This window comes from Marinomonas sp. CT5, assembly GCF_018336975.1.
GTDB lineage: Bacteria > Pseudomonadota > Gammaproteobacteria > Pseudomonadales > Marinomonadaceae > Marinomonas.
Genome location: NZ_CP025572.1, coordinates 1,991,120 through 2,009,651, shown reverse-complemented (window position 1 = coordinate 2,009,651; position 18,532 = coordinate 1,991,120). Strand labels below are relative to the sequence as shown.

20 protein-coding genes are annotated in these 18,532 nt (G+C 40.4%); 7 read left to right on the top strand and 13 right to left on the bottom strand.

The genetic code is table 11. The features are described 5' to 3' along the window. The first annotated feature begins 3 nt into the window (after window positions 1–3). Both C0J08_RS09380 and C0J08_RS09375 read left to right on the top strand, forming a co-directional pair. Window positions 4–1,086: a Bug family tripartite tricarboxylate transporter substrate binding protein gene (locus tag C0J08_RS09380; RefSeq protein ID WP_212655875.1), complete on the top strand. Its 1,083-nt coding sequence runs from the start codon at window positions 4–6 to the stop codon at window positions 1,084–1,086. A gap of 24 nt (window positions 1,087–1,110) precedes the next feature. Beyond that, window positions 1,111–3,072, top strand: a complete 1,962-nt coding sequence (locus C0J08_RS09375) for a tripartite tricarboxylate transporter permease (RefSeq protein ID WP_212655874.1) — start codon at window positions 1,111–1,113, stop codon at window positions 3,070–3,072. Between the two features lie 164 nt (window positions 3,073–3,236). On the opposite strand, the gene C0J08_RS09370 is transcribed toward C0J08_RS09375, so the two are convergent. The 3 genes from C0J08_RS09370 to C0J08_RS09360 all read right to left on the bottom strand — a co-directional run bounded on the left by C0J08_RS09370 (window position 3,237) and on the right by C0J08_RS09360 (window position 5,075). Further along, a complete protein-coding gene (locus C0J08_RS09370) occupies window positions 3,237–4,025 on the bottom strand; it encodes a hypothetical protein (protein WP_212655873.1) in 789 nt (262 codons plus the stop codon). Further along, window positions 4,010–4,549, bottom strand: coding sequence for an RNA polymerase sigma factor (locus C0J08_RS09365; RefSeq protein WP_212655872.1), 540 nt, complete (start codon window positions 4,547–4,549; stop codon window positions 4,010–4,012). Before C0J08_RS09365 ends, C0J08_RS09370 begins: the two co-directional genes overlap by 16 nt. Before the next feature lie 151 nt (window positions 4,550–4,700). Then, window positions 4,701–5,075: a COG4315 family predicted lipoprotein gene (locus C0J08_RS09360; RefSeq protein ID WP_212655871.1), complete on the bottom strand. Its 375-nt coding sequence runs from the start codon at window positions 5,073–5,075 to the stop codon at window positions 4,701–4,703. 357 nt (window positions 5,076–5,432) lie between these two features. On the opposite strand from C0J08_RS09360, the gene C0J08_RS09355 reads away from it, so the two are divergent. After that, window positions 5,433–6,947: an alanine/glycine:cation symporter family protein gene (locus C0J08_RS09355; RefSeq protein ID WP_212655870.1), complete on the top strand. Its 1,515-nt coding sequence runs from the start codon at window positions 5,433–5,435 to the stop codon at window positions 6,945–6,947. 82 nt (window positions 6,948–7,029) lie between these two features. On the opposite strand, the gene C0J08_RS09350 is transcribed toward C0J08_RS09355, so the two are convergent. After that, window positions 7,030–7,401, bottom strand: coding sequence for a DsrE family protein (locus C0J08_RS09350; RefSeq protein WP_212655869.1), 372 nt, complete (start codon window positions 7,399–7,401; stop codon window positions 7,030–7,032). 129 nt (window positions 7,402–7,530) lie between these two features. After that, window positions 7,531–8,190 (bottom strand): NADPH-dependent FMN reductase, encoded by a 660-nt coding sequence (locus tag C0J08_RS09345; protein ID WP_212655868.1) that lies wholly within the window; start codon window positions 8,188–8,190, stop codon window positions 7,531–7,533. 239 nt (window positions 8,191–8,429) lie between these two features. Here C0J08_RS09345 and C0J08_RS09340 point away from each other — a divergent pair, with 239 nt between their 5' ends. Continuing rightward, entirely contained in the window at window positions 8,430–9,191 is a 762-nt protein-coding gene (locus C0J08_RS09340; protein ID WP_212655867.1) for an EAL domain-containing protein, read from the top strand. 14 nt (window positions 9,192–9,205) lie between these two features. On the opposite strand, the gene C0J08_RS09335 is transcribed toward C0J08_RS09340, so the two are convergent. Both C0J08_RS09335 and C0J08_RS09330 read right to left on the bottom strand, forming a co-directional pair. After that, the gene (locus C0J08_RS09335) at window positions 9,206–9,670 is read right to left on the bottom strand and encodes an ASCH domain-containing protein (RefSeq protein ID WP_212655866.1); all 465 of its coding nucleotides are present in this window, start codon (window positions 9,668–9,670) and stop codon (window positions 9,206–9,208) included. A gap of 49 nt (window positions 9,671–9,719) precedes the next feature. After that, window positions 9,720–9,911 (bottom strand): DUF3185 family protein, encoded by a 192-nt coding sequence (locus tag C0J08_RS09330; RefSeq protein WP_212655865.1) that lies wholly within the window; start codon window positions 9,909–9,911, stop codon window positions 9,720–9,722. Window positions 9,912–10,086: 175 nt separating this feature from the next. On the opposite strand from C0J08_RS09330, the gene C0J08_RS09325 reads away from it, so the two are divergent. Further along, window positions 10,087–10,458 carry a glutathione S-transferase N-terminal domain-containing protein gene (locus C0J08_RS09325; RefSeq protein ID WP_212655864.1) on the top strand — a complete coding sequence of 124 codons (372 nt, stop codon included), beginning with the start codon at window positions 10,087–10,089 and terminating at the stop codon, window positions 10,456–10,458. 174 nt (window positions 10,459–10,632) lie between these two features. On the opposite strand, the gene C0J08_RS09320 is transcribed toward C0J08_RS09325, so the two are convergent. Genes C0J08_RS09320 through C0J08_RS09310 form a run of 3 tightly spaced genes read right to left on the bottom strand, consistent with a single transcriptional unit; the run spans window position 10,633 to window position 13,071 of the window. Next, window positions 10,633–11,385: a TSUP family transporter gene (locus C0J08_RS09320; protein WP_212655863.1), complete on the bottom strand. Its 753-nt coding sequence runs from the start codon at window positions 11,383–11,385 to the stop codon at window positions 10,633–10,635. Continuing rightward, on the bottom strand, window positions 11,372–12,580 hold the full coding sequence (locus C0J08_RS09315) for a tunnelling fold family protein (RefSeq protein WP_212655862.1): 1,209 nt from the start codon (window positions 12,578–12,580) through the stop codon (window positions 11,372–11,374). The genes C0J08_RS09320 and C0J08_RS09315 overlap by 14 nt, the downstream gene beginning before the upstream one ends. Further along, the gene (locus tag C0J08_RS09310; RefSeq protein ID WP_212655861.1) at window positions 12,577–13,071 is read right to left on the bottom strand and encodes a cysteine dioxygenase; all 495 of its coding nucleotides are present in this window, start codon (window positions 13,069–13,071) and stop codon (window positions 12,577–12,579) included. The genes C0J08_RS09315 and C0J08_RS09310 overlap by 4 nt, the downstream gene beginning before the upstream one ends. A 127-nt stretch (window positions 13,072–13,198) precedes the next feature. Here C0J08_RS09310 and C0J08_RS09305 point away from each other — a divergent pair, with 127 nt between their 5' ends. Further along, the gene (locus C0J08_RS09305; protein WP_212655860.1) at window positions 13,199–14,563 is read left to right on the top strand and encodes an aminotransferase-like domain-containing protein; all 1,365 of its coding nucleotides are present in this window, start codon (window positions 13,199–13,201) and stop codon (window positions 14,561–14,563) included. 10 nt (window positions 14,564–14,573) lie between these two features. Here the strand turns inward: C0J08_RS09305 and C0J08_RS09300 are convergent, their stop codons facing one another. The 3 genes from C0J08_RS09300 to C0J08_RS09290 form a co-directional block, all read right to left on the bottom strand. Beyond that, the gene (locus tag C0J08_RS09300) at window positions 14,574–15,482 is read right to left on the bottom strand and encodes an NAD-dependent epimerase/dehydratase family protein (RefSeq protein WP_212655859.1); all 909 of its coding nucleotides are present in this window, start codon (window positions 15,480–15,482) and stop codon (window positions 14,574–14,576) included. A 107-nt stretch (window positions 15,483–15,589) separates the two neighbouring features. Next, window positions 15,590–16,192, bottom strand: coding sequence for a hypothetical protein (locus tag C0J08_RS09295; RefSeq protein WP_212655858.1), 603 nt, complete (start codon window positions 16,190–16,192; stop codon window positions 15,590–15,592). Window positions 16,193–16,346: 154 nt separating this feature from the next. After that, complete coding sequence (locus tag C0J08_RS09290; protein ID WP_212655857.1) at window positions 16,347–17,099, bottom strand: MipA/OmpV family protein; 753 nt, start codon at window positions 17,097–17,099, stop codon at window positions 16,347–16,349. Window positions 17,100–17,288: 189 nt separating this feature from the next. On the opposite strand from C0J08_RS09290, the gene C0J08_RS09285 reads away from it, so the two are divergent. Further along, window positions 17,289–18,473 (top strand): helix-turn-helix domain-containing protein, encoded by a 1,185-nt coding sequence (locus C0J08_RS09285; protein ID WP_212655856.1) that lies wholly within the window; start codon window positions 17,289–17,291, stop codon window positions 18,471–18,473. The last annotated feature ends 59 nt before the right edge of the window (window positions 18,474–18,532 follow it).

Genomic DNA, 18,532 nt, shown 5'->3' with positions numbered 1-18,532 from the left:
TCGATGAAAAAAATTTCTAAAATCATTGGCGCTTCTGTCCTAACTTTTGGTTGCTTAATGGCATTACCAGCTAAAACTCTAGCAGCCGAAGTTCCATCGACGATCAACTGGACCATTCCGTTTGGTGTTGGTGGTGGTACAGATGTTTGGGCTCGCTTTATTGCCCCAAATCTAACCAAAAACATCTCAGGTAACCCAACGGTAGTTATCAAAAACCAACCTGGTGGCGGCTCGATTACTGGAACAAACTTGTTCTATAAACGCGCTAAAGGTAATGGTGAAGACATCCTTGGTACATCTGCATCAACTCTTTTCCCATTTATGTTAGGCGATCAACGTGTTCGTTATAACTTTGATAAATGGATTCCGTTAATGGCAAGCCCAACAGGTGGTGTCGTTTATATTCAGCCAGAGTTTGGTGTGTCATCTGCAGATGACATTGCAAAATTAGACGGTGTGACTTTACCTTTTGGCTCTCAAAGCCCAACGGGCTTAGAGCTACCAGTATTCCTAGCGTTTGAGATGCTTGATCTAGATATCAAGCCAGTTTTTGGTATGAAAAGTCGCGGAGCTGGTCGTCTTGCTTTCGAGCGCGGCGAAGCGAAAATCGACTTCCAAACCTCTTCTGCTTATATGAACTCAGTGGTCGATCTTGTTCAAAACAACAAAGCCGTGCCACTTTTCTCTCTAGGAATTCTTAATAACGAAGGTAACATCGTTAGAGACCCTGCATTCCCAGACCTTCCTACTTTTGAAGAAGTGTATGCGAAGAAATTTGGTAAAGCGCCATCAGGTATGGAATACAAAGCTTACAGAAAATTCTTAGCTGCTGGTTTTGCTTTCCAGAAAGTCATCTTTATTCCTGCAGATACACCTAGCGATATTATTTCTGAATATCAAAAAGGCATTCAAAAAATGCTGAAGGACCCTGCTTTCATTAAAGATTCTAAAGTACAAATAGGGCCATACCAAAACGTTATGGGCATTGATGCCGCTCAATATCTGAATGATGCCATCACAGTTTCTCCTGAGATGTATTCTTGGATTTCTAACTGGCTAAAAACGAAATTCGATTACAATCTGTAATATAGAGATTAGGAGAAATTGTTAATGATTGAGTTCCTCAGCGCCCTAGATCAAATAATGTCAGTGGCCCACCTAGCCTACCTGATTACAGGTGTACTAGTTGGTCTAGTGGTTGGCATTATTCCCGGACTTGGCGGTATTGCCGGCATGTCGTTACTCTTACCATTTTTATATGGAATGGAACCTTCCGTTGGTCTTGGTATGCTGATGGGGCTCGTTGCAGTAATACCTACAGGTGATACCTTTACCTCAGTGCTAATGGGTATCCCTGGTTCCAGTTCTTCGCAAGCGACAGTTATGGACGGCTTTCCACTAGCGAAAAAAGGACAAGCGGCGCGAGCTTTATCTGCCGCTTTTCTATCTTCCATGATAGGTGGAGTGGTTGGTGCGATTGTATTAAGTGTGTTCATTCTCGTAGCACGCCCAATCGTATTAGCCTTCTCTTCCGCTGAACTATTTATGTTAACGCTACTGGGCCTTAGTGTTGTTGCCGCCTTATCAGGTGCTAATGTGTTTAAAGGCCTCGCCGCTTGTGGTTTTGGTCTTTTGATTGGTGCTATTGGCGGCGCACCTGCAACAGGTGAGTTCCGTTTTACCTTGGGAATTGATTACCTTTACGATGGTGTTCCTCTTGTTGTTGTTGGTTTGGGTATTTTTGCTTTACCTGAAATCATTAGCCTGTTGGTTCAAAATCGTGCGATTGCATCGTCACCCAATAAATTGGGGCATGGTTTAAAACAAGGTTTTAAAGACGTTTTTGCAAACTTACCCTTGGTTGGCAAGTCCTCTGTTTTTGGTAGTTTAATTGGTGCCATTCCAGGTTTAGGCGGTTCTGTTGTGGATTGGATGACATACAGTTTCGCCATAAACTCAAGTAAAGACACATCGCAATTTGGTAAAGGTGAAATCCGTGGTGTTATTGCACCAGAATCAGCTAATAATGCCTGTGCATCAGGCAGTATGATTCCAACGATTCTATTCGGTGTACCTGGCTCCGGTTCGGCGGCTGTGTTCCTTGGTGGTATGTTGCTGCTTGGTATTCAACCAGGTGTGTCAATGATTTCGACTCACCTTGATCTGACATACACCATTATTTGGTCACTTGCCTTAGCCAATATTCTTGGGGCTATGTTCTGTATTCTTTTCACACGCCCTATTTCGCTACTAACCTACATTAAGTTTTCTGTATTAACTCCAATTATTTTGACATTGATCTTGTTTGCCGCTTATCAAGCAACGCGCAGCCTTGGAGACTTCCTCCTATTAGGTGTTGTGGCCGCTATTGGCGTAATGATGAAAGGCGCAAATTGGCCTAGACCAGCTTTCTTGATCGGCTTTGTATTGTCTTCGGGTGCAGAAAACTATTTCTTCCAAAGCATCCAGTTCTATGGCTACTCTTGGTTCACTCGTCCTGGCGTAATCATTATTGCAGCTTTGATTATTGTTGGATTTGTCTTACCACCTATTCTGAAAAAGAAAAAGTTAAAAGAAAAACCAGAACAGTTGAAAGACGAAAACGAAGACACACATGTCAAAACAGTAAGTTGGGCCGACTGGGCAATTATTGCTACTCTTGCTATTTCAGGTACGTATGCATTAATCGATATCTGGGATTCGTCTACATTAACGAAAGCCTTCCCCATTATTGCTATCGCCATTGTTTTACTGTCGGTGATAATGGTAATACGTGGTTACATTAAAGAGCCTCACAAGAAAATTGCAGCAAGCTTGACACCTAACTTAGTGTATATTTTGGGCTTTTTTGTGATTGCTTATTGCTATTACCTATTTGGCTTTATTTCCACAACCTTTGTGTTTTCACTTTTATTCTTGCGATTTATCGCCGCAGCAACTTATGTGAAATCCACTACGATTGCGGTTTGTTTGGTCATATTTCTTGTCACCATTGGTAAAGTCATGAACGTAGACTTCCCAGAAGGCATCTTTGATCCATACCTACTAGGTACAATTAACCGTTTCATCTAGAAGACGTAGAAAAAATCCCGGTGCATTGAATTGCATCGGGATTTTTTTTGCCAAAGCCACCGGCTCCATTACTTAGATTTGATGTGTGAACTATTATTCAGCATATCATATGACCAATGTCTTGCTATCAAAAAGCAATGCAACAAATGACAACGCCCTATCGATTAAATAGAATTCTTTTTCCAACTAGATAGCTGAATACAAGGCCCTGAGAATAAAGTATTTTCAGAGTTAGGTTTATTCGTATCAGTAGTAAAAATAAGGTGGCTACTATTTGATACAGCGGTCCAAGTCGCTTTGTTTAGGGACAAACTCTGAGCACCATTTGTCTCCACACCGATATAGGCCATTTTACCGGTAGCCTGTTCTTGCGCCCATACATGCATCTCCGTCATATTCATGCGAGGCTTTCTTTCTGACCATTGTATAAACAATCTAGAAGGTTTGGTCTCAGTTTTTCGGTAAACATTCACAACAAAACGAATATCATCGCTGTTCTTAATACCATCATTAATAGGGGACATAACAGCGGTATAACTTGGCGCTGAGCTAATCAAAGGAGCGATTACATTCGCTTTTTGAATATCAACGGACAAAACTAAAGCCAAACCAAGTGAAGCAACACTCGCCCCAATTCCCGTCAAGCGCCAAAAAAGTAAATTATTCCACCAAGATGAACTCCCCGCAGTCGGGTGTTTCGTTTTATATGACGGCTGCGTAATAGAGTTATCGATATTTTTCCAAACTTTAACAGAAGGTTGTTTTCCAGGTATCTGTTTATGGATATTAGCAACACTTTCTGACCAGTTAATAATCGCATCATCTAACTCAGGAATTTGCTGGCGTAGATACTCAATCCTAGCTTTAACATGTGGCGTTGGAACTGACATTACATACTGACTTGCCAAATAATCACAAATAATTGGGTCTTTATATCTTAAGCTTCCAGACATAATTTTAACTCCTTCAAGCCTCGACGACACCAAGCCTTCATAGTCCCCAAGGGAATAGCCATCTTGTCGGCTAAATCAGTATGGCTGTAACCATGAAGGTAGGACATCAAGATACTTTTTCTTACTTGTTCTTTTAGCGTCATCAAGCAGCGATTAATAGCAATATTGGTAGCCCCATCAAACTCTTCAACAAGTGAGTCAAGTAATGCTTCATCCTCATCAGTCGAAACGCTCGGATGCCTTTGCACTTTTCTTAATCGGTCTAGACTGCTATTACGAGCCATGACACACAACCAGCCCCAAGCACTGCCCTTACCATTAAATTGATTAGCTTGTAGCCAAACTTTTATAAAAACATCTTGTAATACGTCTTCCGACTCGGATTCATCTTTAACGATACGAAAAATTAATCCCAATAACTTGCTACTGGTTAATTCATACAAAAGCTGTAATGCTTGTTTATCTTGTGCCTGCACACGATACAACAAAACATCAACTTCATGACCCCACTCGATTTTATCCACTAATTAACCTTTTGCTTCATTACTATGAAATAACACCCATATAGAAAGATGCAACAGAAAAACAGCGCTCCGAGTCCGGAAACGCTGTCTATTAATACATACAGAAAGAAAAATATAAACGCGAATAGTCGCTTATATGTTGCCTAGACTTTTAATAAGAACTAGATGGTTTAGTTGCTATATGCCATACACCACCAAGACCATCTCCCTTTGTGTCACCTTTCTTCTTATCACCAGACCAAGTGTATAGTGGCTGTCCTTTATATGTCCATTGCTTAGTACCATCTTCACGGTCAATCACGCCAAAGCCTTGTTTACCTTTAGCATTTTTGTTTGCAATGAAAGGTGGCCATTTAGCAGCACAGACATCATAACAGTTAGATTTATCTTCTGAATCTTTGTCAAAGGTGTAAAGCGTCATCCCAGATTTATCTGTTAATAAATTAGCTGCGTAAGCAGTTGAACTCATTACTGGTGCTAATAAAACCGCTACGCCCATTGCGACTGCTTTATACTGTAATTTCATTTTGATACTCCGACTTGTCTTAGTTTAATTGCTCTTACATAAAAGAAGACGAAGGAAATAACTCTTTTGGATGCAATGGATATAAAAAATTTTAAAAATAAAAAATCAGTCAAATAGATAAAGGGGGAAATAGCGTTTTTTTCATAAAATTCATTGCAATGATTCGACTTACAAATGGATCTCATTTCTTTTTCGTGATAAATTCGCCCCACTACGGTGCACTTTTTATGCGCAATATACCTTTCCTCACAAAGACATTCCGCAAAATAATGGCGACAACCCGCCTCTCACAGCACCTTAGTAACAAACATAACAACTTAATAAAGCTCACAGAGCAAATCTTATCGAGGACTATCTATGCAAGCATTCATTGATTTCTTAAACGGAGTCATTTGGAGCCCTGCCCTAATTTATCTATGCCTAGGCGCTGGCTTGTTTTATTCAATACTAACGCGTTTTGCTCAAGTTCGTCATTTCAAGGAAATGTGCTCACTTTTGCTCAATTCCAACGATTCTGACAAAGGCATTTCTTCTTTCCAAGCACTCGCCGTGTCTCTCTCTGGTCGAGTTGGTACAGGTAACATAGCAGGAGTGGCTGCTGCCATTGGCTTTGGCGGTCCAGGTGCAATTTTCTGGATGTGGGTTGTGGCCTTCTTGGGAGCAAGCACTGCTTATGCAGAGTCCACACTAGGTCAGCTGTATAAAGTCAGCGAAAATGGTCAATACCGTGGTGGTCCAGCATACTACTTTGAACGCTGCCTTGGTTGGCGCTGGTTAGGTGTCTTGTTTGCCCTTTCCTCCATCATTGCTTGTGGTATTTTCTTACCAGGCATCCAAGCCAATTCAGTTGGTAACGCGGTAGTACAAATCTTCGGCGAAGGGACTGTTGTTTCAAGTTCTTTTGGTGAAGTAGGTTCAACTAAATTAGTGGCTTTGGCTGTTATCTTAGTGGTATTGGCTTTCATTATCTTTGGTGGCATAAAGCGCATTGCAAACTTCACTCAAATCATCGTTCCATTCATGGCATTAGGTTACATAGTGATGGCGCTGATTGTGGTTTTCCTAAACCTAGACAAAGTACCTGGAATCTTTGGCATGATCTTCTCTGACGCATTCACAGCGCAGGCAGGTTTTGGTGCTGCCATTGGCTGGGGGGTTAAACGTGGAGTTTACTCTAACGAAGCGGGACAAGGTACTGGGCCTCATGCAGCCGCTGCCGCAGAAGTACAGCACCCAGCACAACAAGGTCTTGTTCAAGCTTTTTCTGTTTACGTGGATACATTATTCATCTGTACAGCAACGGCTTTGATGATTCTAATCACGCAACAATACAACGTACAAGGCACCTTGGCTGACGGTCAATTCATTGTACAAAATGTTGATGCGTCTACGATTATTGCGTCTCCTGCTTTCACCCAAATGGCACTAGCAAGTGTGTTCGGGCATTCTGGTCCTGTTTTTGTCGGTATCGCTCTGTTCTTCTTTGCATTCACCACTATATTGGCCTATTACTACATCGCAGAAACCAATGTCGCATACCTGCGCCGTACTTTGAACATCAATGTTTCTTTAACCTTCGTTAAGCTTCTTATTATGTTCATGGTGGCTTACGGTACAGTAAATACGGCTGGTTACATCTGGAACCTAGGTGACGTTGGTGTAGGCCTGATGGCTTGGCTAAACATTGTTGGAATTATCACTATTTTCTTTATGGCAAAACCGACCATGAAAACATTGCGTGATTATGAAGAGCAAAAATCGTCTGGCGTAACTGAATACACTTTTAACCCAAAAGCACTTGGAATCAAAGGAGCGGAATTCTGGGAAAAACGTTACGACAAACAGCAAGCAGAAAAAGCAGCTGACAAATAATCACACCGCTTGATTGTAAAATATGGATTTAAACAAGGGTCACTATTTGGTGACCCTTCTTCGTTCTGCGACACAAGGAACTCTATGGCTTTATATAGGCAAAGCCATCCGCTTGTTTCTCGATCAGCTCCAACACCCCCACAGGAACTACCTCCAAATCATCAGACAAGGACTCAGCTGCTATACCAAAACCCTTTAACGAATTCTGACACAGTTTAAATTTAACTCCCTGCTCGACTAATTCTTGGATAAGGTCGCTATGACTGGCTAGCGCTACCTTCGGTGAAGAAGCACTATTTTGCTCATCAAAAATAATGACCGCTTTTGAGTTCACCAATACTGCAATACAAGAAGCACTTACATCCACCACTTTTACCAAATTTCTAACATTGGCAAGAAGCAACGGCCACTTCTCCACTTCATCGATATGAAAAATTACCTTTACTGATTGCATAGAACCCTCGTTAAGTCTAATCGTTACAATGAGATACTAGACTAAGGCAAATTAAAAAAACAACAGAGCCAAATATACTAAACGCCTCTGACTATGTAGAAATAATTACAGCTTGGTTAATCAAACAGTCTAAGGAGCATTTCTCTGAGAAGGATCTTGAGTGAAAGGCGCAATTATTTGTAGTGGATCAACCTGCTCTTTGTGGTTAGACGCCGCTTGAGTCCACCAAACAAGCTGACTAAAAGTACGTCCAAAATAATCAAACCATTCAGCTTCATCATTGCTTTTAATAAAGTGTCCATCTTCTGAAAGAAGGTTTTGCGCTTTTGGAACATGGATCATAGACGAAACAGGCAAACAACCTAATTCTGATAAGAAAGTACGCATTCCCATTGCGGCACGCATGCCTCCCCATTGCCCTGCTGAATAGGTCACAATGGCACTTGGCTTATAGGAAAATAAAGAGCTGCCAAAATGGTTTAAGAGATTCGCCAGCGCTGGGCTCATAGAATGATTGTATTCTGGACTCACCATTATATAACCATCTGCAGAGGCAATTTTATCAGCGAGTTTATCTAACTCAGCTGGAACCTGACGTGTCGAATAGGAAAAATGAGGCTTAAAAACTGGCTCTAAAGGATAATCCAAAACATCTACAAGCTCTATTTCATCATCCTTGTATTGCTTATTAAAGCCTGCAAAACAGGCTTTTGCTACTCTTTCACCTAATCGAGCAGGCCGCGGTGGCGTGCTGTCTCTAACCGTCCCAAGGAACATCAAAATCTTCATAACCAACCACCCATAAAAATCATTACCATCAAATGCTTCGTCAGCCTCTACCCACAAAAAGATCGAGTAAAACCAATACCATAACAAATCTTTGAAAGAAATGGCCTACCTCTGGTAAATTATTCTTGAACACTCTATTGTTTAATACCCTATAGAAATCATTATGATAGGAGATTATATGTATAATAAGCATCAACTCATCTCCTGCTGACTCAAGCACAAATCAAGAGAATCGCAATATGAAACAGAAGGACTTTCGAAAACTAGGCTGCGCGGAATGTTCAACTGGCTGCGATTTAGGCTTTGATTTCACCATGGCGTTCCAACCCATTATTAATAGCCAAACCAAAACCATCTTTGCCCAAGAAGCCCTTGTCCGAGGGTTAAACCAAGAAAGTGCATTTCAGGTGTTTCAAAATGTAGATCAAACAAATCGATACCGCTTTGATCAAAGTTGCCGTGTAAAAGCCATCAAGCTAGCCGCTGAGCTTGAGATAGACAAACAAAGCCTACTCAGTATCAATTTCTTACCCAACGCGGTGTACAAACCCGAGCTTTGCATTCGGACTACACTAAACGCGGCGGATGAATACAAGTTCCCAAAAGAAAAGATCATTTTTGAATTCACTGAAAATGAACAAGTCACAGACAGCAAGCACCTAGAGTCGATTATTCTGCATTATCAAGAACAAGGTTTTTTAACCGCCACAGACGATTTTGGATCAGGTTTCAATGGGCTAAACCATCTTGCAGACCTGAAAACCGATATTACAAAAATTGATATGGCGCTTATTAAAAACATTGATAAAGATAAAAAGCGCCAAGTTATTGTACGAAACCTAGTGAACTTATTTAACGAGCTGAACATGTTAGTGGTCGCAGAAGGCGTTGAAACACGGGGAGAATACCATGCATTAGAAGACATGGGGATTAAACTCTTTCAAGGTTATTACTTCGCTCGTCCAAGCTTTGAATCCTTGGCAGAGATCAATTGGGATTAACTTATGACCCCAGTCTACAGATAAACAACCTTAAATCGCTCTAATACAAGTAACATATCTTCCGTTGGCTCAATCCCCAGCTCTTCACATTCAGCAGAAAAAAATGCCCAGTGTGCATCGCGCCACCAAGCCAAGGATTTATCACCCTCGCCTTCTGCTGCGGCAAATTCAGCGTCAACATCACAATATCGGCATTCGGTCACAGAAGTTATTTCTATGATGCACACGGGAATGCCATCCCAATTAGTCACCACTTGCAAATGACCAATCTCTGGCATCTCTTCCCCTTCGTGGCTATACCAACGCTTCATACTACACGAAGCTTGTTTTTCGCCTCGTACAATTAAATCAGCACAAACGTTAGCGTTGTACTCATCAGCGCAAAAGTAATCTGCACTAAAAGACGTGTATTTTTTAGCAATTTCCAGCGGTAAAGAATGGAGGTAAGCCTCTAAATACGCTTCACTTCGCTCTTCCATGATAACCTCAACTTAGTTATTCAAATCGTTATTTATTAAAACTTGAGCTTTATTTCAGTCTAGTTAAACCCACTATCACACATACAGCACCACCAACCATGCCAATCCAAGCTTCTATTGGCGTATCACCACTGATAGCACGAGTGACTTGTGAACTGGCTGCATCGTAAATGTTATAACCCCATAGAGCTAAAGCCGCACCAGCGATCACTAAGATAATACCGATAATTTTATTATTCATACTTACTCCAGTTGATGCTTCGTTTAACTCAACACACTTGATAATGACACACATCTGAGCACAAATTAAAATCATTTATATCTAACCCTTAAATGATGGACACTTTCCCGTTAGAATGGCGCCCATCGAATTATTCCTTTTTGAATTACGTTCTCAGAACAAGTGAGTGCACTACATGAAAATATTTATAAATTTCATCCGAAACCTTCTTGGTTATATCATCATCGCCGTTGACCTTCTGACTCGCGGTGCTAAGAAAAAACGTGCTCCTGAAAAGCAACAACAGATTAACCAAGAGCTTCAAAATTTCTCGCTATATCAATTTGCTGCCTGCCCATTTTGTACAAAAACACGCCGCGCTATGTACAAGTTAAACCTACCAATTGAAAAGCGTAATGCGCCAGCAGGCTCCAAACATCGTGAAGAATTGCTAGAAGGCGGCGGTAAAGTAAAAGTTCCATGCTTACGCATTGAACAAGATGGAAAAGTTGAGTGGATGTACGAATCCTCAGAAATCATCAACTACCTAGAAAAACGTTTTGCTTAATATCTATAGTGGCCAATCACGTACTTGCTAACGCATTAAAAAAGCGGCTTCTGTAATAGAGGCCGCTTTTTCGTTATTGCGCCAATCACGCCTATCCCGAACCTTAAAAATCAATAACAAAGCCTTACATACCCAACATGTCAGATCAAAGCCGGATAAAGAAAAAACGCAAATTCAACTGAAGGCCAGCATCTTGACCGAAATCCCAATGCTTACAACAATCATTGTGAACTTAATAAGCTGCTTGCCTTTGGATAAAACCAGCCTTGCTCCAATTTGACCACCAACGACTTGCCCAATAAACATGAGTAGGCCAACGTCCCAGATGATGGCGCCATCGTAAACAAAGTACAATAAGGCGGCCAAGTTACTGCAAAAATTTAATAGCTTAGTGTGTGCTGTTGCCTTAACCAAATTAAATCCCAAGAAGAAAACTAAGGATATTGCAAAAAATGACCCTGTGCCTGGGCCAAAAAAACCATCATAAAAACCAATCGCGGTAGCAATAACAAAGGTATACGCATAAGGCGATATTTTATTCTCTTGATTGACTTCACCTAAATTGGGAGCGAAAAGAAAATACAGCGCAAAACAAATCAATAGAAACGGCACTATAGATGCAAGGAAATCGCTATTAATCATGGTTAGGGCCATCCCTCCCACAAATGACCCTACGAATGTCGTCAGCATCATCCACTTCATCTCATTAATATTAACCTCTCCAGTTTTAATGAAATGCAAAGACGCTGACAGTGTGCCTCCAACACCGCCTAGCTTATTCGTTGCAATGGCAGAAACCGCAGGTATTCCACACATTAACATTGCAGGAATGGTAATAAGTCCGCCACCACCAGCTAATGCATCGATACAGCCAGCGACAACCGCAGCCATAAACAAAAACAGCAGAATCTCATTAGCAAGTTCCATAATTCATTTCCTTTAATATGATGGGGTCGTTACGAACAAGGTATTGCCGACAAAGACTTCGCCTCAATGTCACCCCGTCTACTTCTATATTGAAAGATTCTGTCGCGATTTTCTGTCGTCCATGAGTCACATTAGGCTGTCCACTAAATGCTAAATTAGGAAAAAACAAAATATCAGATGTCTCAACTAAAATTTCGATATTTGGGCAATTTCTAACATTCGTACAAAACCTATCAAACAATGACTTTTCTTTCTCATTGTCCCCTACATATACCATTCGCCCCGGAGCTAAATTAATACATGTTCCTGTAATATCACCTGATTCATTCATTAAAATAGGCGCTGTGATATTTCCAACATAACCAGATATTTCACCATCAGCTGGTCCAGCAATGTGTGCAATAGGCGTTTTTGCTAAAATTTTTAAATCCTCTTTACTGAAAGATTTCTTAGTAAGATATGTCTGTAACATTTCAGGAAGCGTTATTAATGTCTTTGTGTTTTTGTTAACAATTCCTGTGAGCATGGTTGCATCGACTCTAGAATATTTTCCACAAAGTACTTGTGACACAAATTTATCTTCAGATAACCCCAATATATTTGCTGACATTGAAATTGATGTGCCAAGCTTACGAAGATGCTCTTCAAGTTCATCTAGCGTCTTTATTGAGGTATATACTGTAGCGTCATTATGTTGAAGAAATTCGCCGCCACCAGTACTTGCACTAACCGACCGAAGGTCTACATCAGATATTGGTGACACCATATGGAAACGGTTTTTACCACCATGTTCAGAAGGATGAATAATATTGGTATGACGCAACAACAGAGCTAAAGCCCATGACACCCACTCAGTATTAAAATGAAGCTTCATTCGATCATGAGGGTTACTACCATAATCAAAACCTCTTGGGGTTCTTGGTGGAAGCAATGTATTCGAAGGTTCTTCAACAATATTTTTTATATGAACGGTTGGCACTGGAAAAAGAGGTCTTTCTTGAATCAGTTTAATCAGTCTATATAACCTCTGACTTTCTTCATCAATGCTTGATTTCAATGTTTCATACATGAATCGACTTAAAGACTCTGCATCAATCTGCTCACTGCTGTATGGATTGATGTCATTCAAATGCAAATTGATATATTTATTTATAATGCGTTTAAAGTTACTATCAAGTTTAAATGTTTGAATCACACTATCACCTCGGTTTGCCAATCTTCGACAAATTCATTATCAATTATTTGATATTCTCCCAAAGGAGGTGAATATAAGTGTATGGAAACTGCATCGACATTACTGTTATTGGAAATTTTGTGATAGTAGTTCTCGCCGAATAACAGACTACGTTGACCATAGGAAAGTTCATTAACAGAAATACTTATCAACTGGTCACTATTCCGGACAAAGTGTGTATCTGTTAATTCCCCTTCAACAACCATAAACATACAAGTACTATCCTCATGATTGTGTATTTTACTTTCCTGACCAGTCTTCCAACATAAAACAAGAATTTCAAACTTATCAGTTCTTATAACTCTATTTCTTGTATAGCTTTCAGCATCAAACCGAATGTACTTTAAGAGCTGACTTGTGTCTGCCGGTATCATGGCGAAAGTAGTTTTGAGTGATTCCATGTCTCGACATAAACTCAATTTCTGCAAGATTGGTTTTAGTTCATGATCCATTGTTGCCATTTCTCCTTAATTTCATACCAGTATGAAATTAAGATAACGGGTAATTCACTGCCAAAATATATACAGTTATGAAGATTCTGTTGTATAACAGATTTAAATTGTTAAAAAAGATGAAGTCATGGATAGAAAGCCCATTTACAGGATCGTTGCAGACAATATCATTCACTCAATATCTGAGGGAGACATTCCTCCAGACACAAAACTTCCTTCTGTACGAAAGTTAGCCAAAGAGTATGAAGTCAGCAATCTTACAGCACTGAATGCTATGCGTTTTCTCGAAAATGAAAGCGTTGTTTACGCTGTACCTAAAAAGGGATACTTTGTTAAAGCTTCTTTTCAAGCAAAGAATTCCCACTCCAAGCGTGAAGGGAAACAAAACGAAAAAGAACAATTATATTCACTGCTTTCTTCTAGGAACGACACAGGACTGTCGTTATCAAATGGACACATTGACCTTTATCCTACTCAAAAAATCAGTAAGATCATGCGCAAACAGATATATCGCAACCCGGACTTACTCGGTGGAAATATCTCTGGACACGGATATGAATTGCTAATAGATGAGATCATAAGAAGATCAATTGAGTATGGCTGTTCATTCGCAAAAAGTGAAATATGCATCACCAATGGTGGGCTTGAATCCTTGTCACTGGCTTTAAGAGCAACCACTTCCCCAGGAGATACGGTTTTAGTTCAGTCACCAACATACTTTTACACCCTAAAGTTTGTTTCTGAATTAGGATTAAACTGTGTCAGCGTAAAAACGTTTGATGACATTAAACAGGCGCTAGCAAACCACTCTATTAAAGTCATTGTCTATAACGCAAACTTCAACAACCCAGATGGCGTTTTGCTCAGTGAAAGGCAAAAAAAACAACTGGTTGAGCTTTCAAAGGATTATCATTTTACTATCATTGAAGATGACGTTTATGGCGATATCTATTTCACGAATAACCGCCCTAAGCCACTTCGCGCCTATTCATCTGATGTTATTCTCTGTAATAGTTTTACAAAATCGATCGCTCCAGGTCTAAGAATTGGTTGGGTAGCTGGATCCAAAAGTGCTACGCAGATCAAAGACCTCAAACAAACCACATCGAAATTTACCGCTGAATACCCACAAGCCACTATCGCAGAATTTTTGCGCTCAGGTGGTTATGACCTCCACATGCGAAAGCTTAGAGCCACATTAGCCTTCTTTCGAGATCAAGTACGTCATGAAATACTAGAAAGCTTTCCAAAAGGAACCATGGTCTCTAAACCTCAAGGCGGATTTGTTTTATGGGTGAGCCTACCTGAGCATTTACCTAACAAAGCGAACAAACTACAAGAGGCACTCAAACTCGGAAATTACTTCATTCCCGGCTATTTCTTTTCCTCTAATGGCGAATATGACAATTGCCTAAGATTCAATTTCGGCTTCGGATTAAACGAAGACTCATCAAAAGCGATAAGAACCTTAGGTCAAATTTTTTGTCGCTAAGCAACTAAGGCTAGTCACTTAGTGAGTCAACATAATTACGCCAATTATGCTGTTCTTTAAATCCCAGCACTTCTCTTATTTTACGATTCGAAAACAAGGCTTCATGCTCACCCATCTCTCGAGTAAATGGCACATTTGGAAAAAAACGTGCTGCTAACTCTTTCGTTGGAATCGTCGCTCCATTATGATCATTCCCCGCATTGAACACCTGAAAGCCCAATCTGTCTTTTTGCAAACATAAGTCCACTATCTGACCAAGGTCACGCGCATCGATATAACAAAAAGCGTTCCGACGGCGTACTTCAGGGTGTTTAAAATAATGCGGAAACAGTTCTGCGTATTCATGGGGCTCAATCACATTACCAATGCGCAGCGCATAAATATCAAAGCCTGAACGACGCTGGAAGCTACGAGCCGTTTTCTCATTCAGTACTTTAGACAAACCATAACTGTCCATAGGATCAACATCATAGTCTTCTTCTAAAGGCAAAGAATTCGGGTCGGTTTGACCATCGGAAAAGCAAATACCATAGGTAGTCTCTGATGAAGCAATCACAATTTTTTTAATACCTAGCTTCACAGCGGCCTCAATCACGTTGTACGTCCCCATAGTATTGACGCGAAACGTTTCATTATCGGGATGAATCAGGATTCTAGGAACCGCAGCGAAATGCACCACGGCATCAAATTTTGGCACTCCGTTCCCCGGTTCTAACTCATCAAAATCGGCATAAGATGTCATGGCATTAAACACCTGACCAGAGTCCGTAATATCTACAATAAGGTTATCTACTTGTGGGTGATCCAAAGGCGTTAAATCCACATTCAGCACCCGATACCCTTGATCAAGCAAATAAGCCACCACATGCTTGCCTGCTTTCCCTGATCCACCCGTAAATAAAATACGCTTCGCTGTCATACCGTATTCTCCATTGTTTTTAATTATTATTGAAAGACGACGTTATTGATTGATAACACAATATTCACCAAAAGATGGCAATAAAAATCAGCATGTTACTTACTAGCTCAAACAAACATAACTCCAACTGCCATCACATAGGAAACACTTGGATACAGCCAATTACGTGGATAACGACGTAGGTAATCAAGAATCAGCGATAAAACCACTCCCACCAGCATGTAAATAGGAATTACTTGGATAGAGGAATAGTGCCCCATATCATCAGGCAAATAGTAAAAATAGAAAGTGCCATAAAATAGCAAAAAGAAACCATTAGCCAGAATTTCTAATAAAGGACCATCGATCCCAGACAATAAACCATGCAGCCAACGCGGACGTAACAATACTCTTTTTGAAACCAGTACTTTATGCACAAGATACAAATAAAAACCGTATGCGGGCCAAACAATGAAGTTCAACCCAGAAGTATAACCCTGATGAATTGGCCATACATGATATAGCCAAAGTGGTTTGTCCATTATCGAAAAATAAAGTCTATCAATACTAATTTCGCAGACAATCGCAACCAAAAAAGTAACGCCCATTGATAATGTAAGTTGATAGGCATCTAAACGTATCCATTGCTTTAATAGCATCGACCCCAATAAATAAAAAAGCCCTAAACCAATAATTACACCAGACAATCCTTGCAATAAAATCCCTACCATTATGCCCCTCTCAATAGACAATTTTTTCTAAAAATATCAGGCATTCAGAATATTGAGCGCCGGAAATGTATCTTAAACGCTCAATATGGTTAATCACCTTTTCTACAGTAGAATGTACTTTACTTTCATAACAGCTGAAAAGATTTTCGGCTTATCAAAATGGCTGAATAATAGCAAGCGTAACACTTCCTTCACCATCATGCCTGATCAACGGACTTTTCTTTATTTCGCTGCTATAAGACTTATAACCAACAATGGCGAGTAATTGGGTATTTTTTCCGACAAGGGTGAAGGCTTTTGCTTCAATAAATGTAACAGATGAGTCTTTTGGATAAAATGCTGGCCGACTAACATTTGCTTCATTGTTTTTTACCCCATAAAGATGAGCGTTGAGTTTTTCATCTAAATAGGATGCTCCAACAGCCAAGTCCAAATTGATGCCTCTAAACTCCATAGACCGCCCGACTTTAAGAGTAAATTCATGACCATTATGAACATCTGAAATATCGGCTCTTATCGCACCATTCACATAAAAACGACCTATTGCATAATTCCCACTTAATCCTGCCTCTAAAGCAGTATCCCTATCAATATCAGTCAATAATGGAGAGTCACTTTCCTCTATGCTCGGCCATCTTGGAGAGACTTCGGCTGCCAAAGACAATCCTTCCTGTTTAAAAAATTGATAAGACAGCCCATCAGCACCTAAATGAAAGTTCTCCCAATCATAGGAAATATAGGGAGACACATTCCACATTGGCTGATCGGTTTTTCCATAGCCCGCATATTCGCTCTCTATTGCAACGCCTACACGCCAACCAATGGCTTCACCAACATTTTGAAAACCGGCATAAGAAACACTAGAACCCAAGCCTAAACACAATAATCCGATGATTTTCTTTTTCATTATCTCTCCAGATACGACACACATTGTCACAATAAATATTGAAGAGATCCTAAATGCTGATGGATAATAGATCGTCTTTTCATGTCTGGGCGTACAACACCTTCTGTCCTTTCCTACATGAAAAGTCATGTGTGTACTGAGAATTGAAAACCGTAAACGGAAAGTATAAAAAAGGACGTCAACCTATTCATGATTTTTTCAACAACGATTGCCGCCATGTTAGCAGCGGCTTCATTGGGGCAATGCCTGTTGTCCATCAGTCTACTTTTAGTAAGAAAAGACCCTCATAAAATTTATGCCCCTCTCATTGTATTTTTTGCGTTCTTCTCACTTAATTTTCTCACTACCTGCTTAGCCCTATTTATACCCGAAAGCAGTGGCGCAGTTTGGTACAATTTCTTTGAAATTTCGTCCTTCATAGGCTTATTGGTCCTATCACCAGCACTCTGGATTTACTTAAGGAACATCACCAGCAACCGCCCCAATCCGCCTTTTTATGAAGACTTTTGGCACTTTTTTCCCTTTGGTATTGGTCTTCTTGTTGGCGCGTTTTTATTATCACTACCAACAAACCTATTTGAACAAATGGTTGGACGCCTAGAAGGCCCAAAGACTCCATTATTTATGATGGCCACGGGAATACTATTTTTCACTATGGTGTTTTGGGCTGTGCAAAGTGGCTTTTATCTTGTCGTTATCATTCGCCGCTTACTCAAACACCAACACCACCTAAAACAGGTATTTTCAAGCACGGAACACAGGGAACTCATGTGGATATACACGGTTGCCTCACTACTGGTGATTACCTTAGTGCTGTCAGTGTTAAATATCTTCTTTTCACTTATCGACCCGTTCCAATTTATCGTAGACATTTTTGATCTCATACTCATTTCAGTGTTATCTCATTGGGGCCTAAGGCAGCAGATTGCTCTTCAGTCAGAAATAAAAGAACAGGAAGTGAACACTATTCCTCTGGCTGAAACAGAAGCCAGTAGCGCTAAGTACGAACGCTCACCTTTAACAGAACAGCACATTAGCCGCATCGAAAAGCGCATTCTGGAATTAATGGAAACACAAAAGCTGCACCTCAACCCCAACCTATCTCTTAGCGATTTAGCGAGAGCGGTGTCGGAGCCAGCAAACTATGTATCTCAGACATTAAATGGACACATAGGGCAAAGCTTTTTTGACTTTGTGAATGCGTGGCGAGTAAAAGAAGCACAGCAACAAATCCTAAACAGTGATAACACCTTTCTCGATATTGCATACAGTGTAGGCTTTAACTCAAGATCCTCTTTCTACAAGAGTTTTAAGCGAGAAACAGGCATGACACCATCAGCCTACCGGTCACAGGCACATCCAGAAACCTCTTAAAGTGTCTTTCTATACAATAGAAAGACACTTCCAGCACTAATACTTCGTCCTTCCTTTCG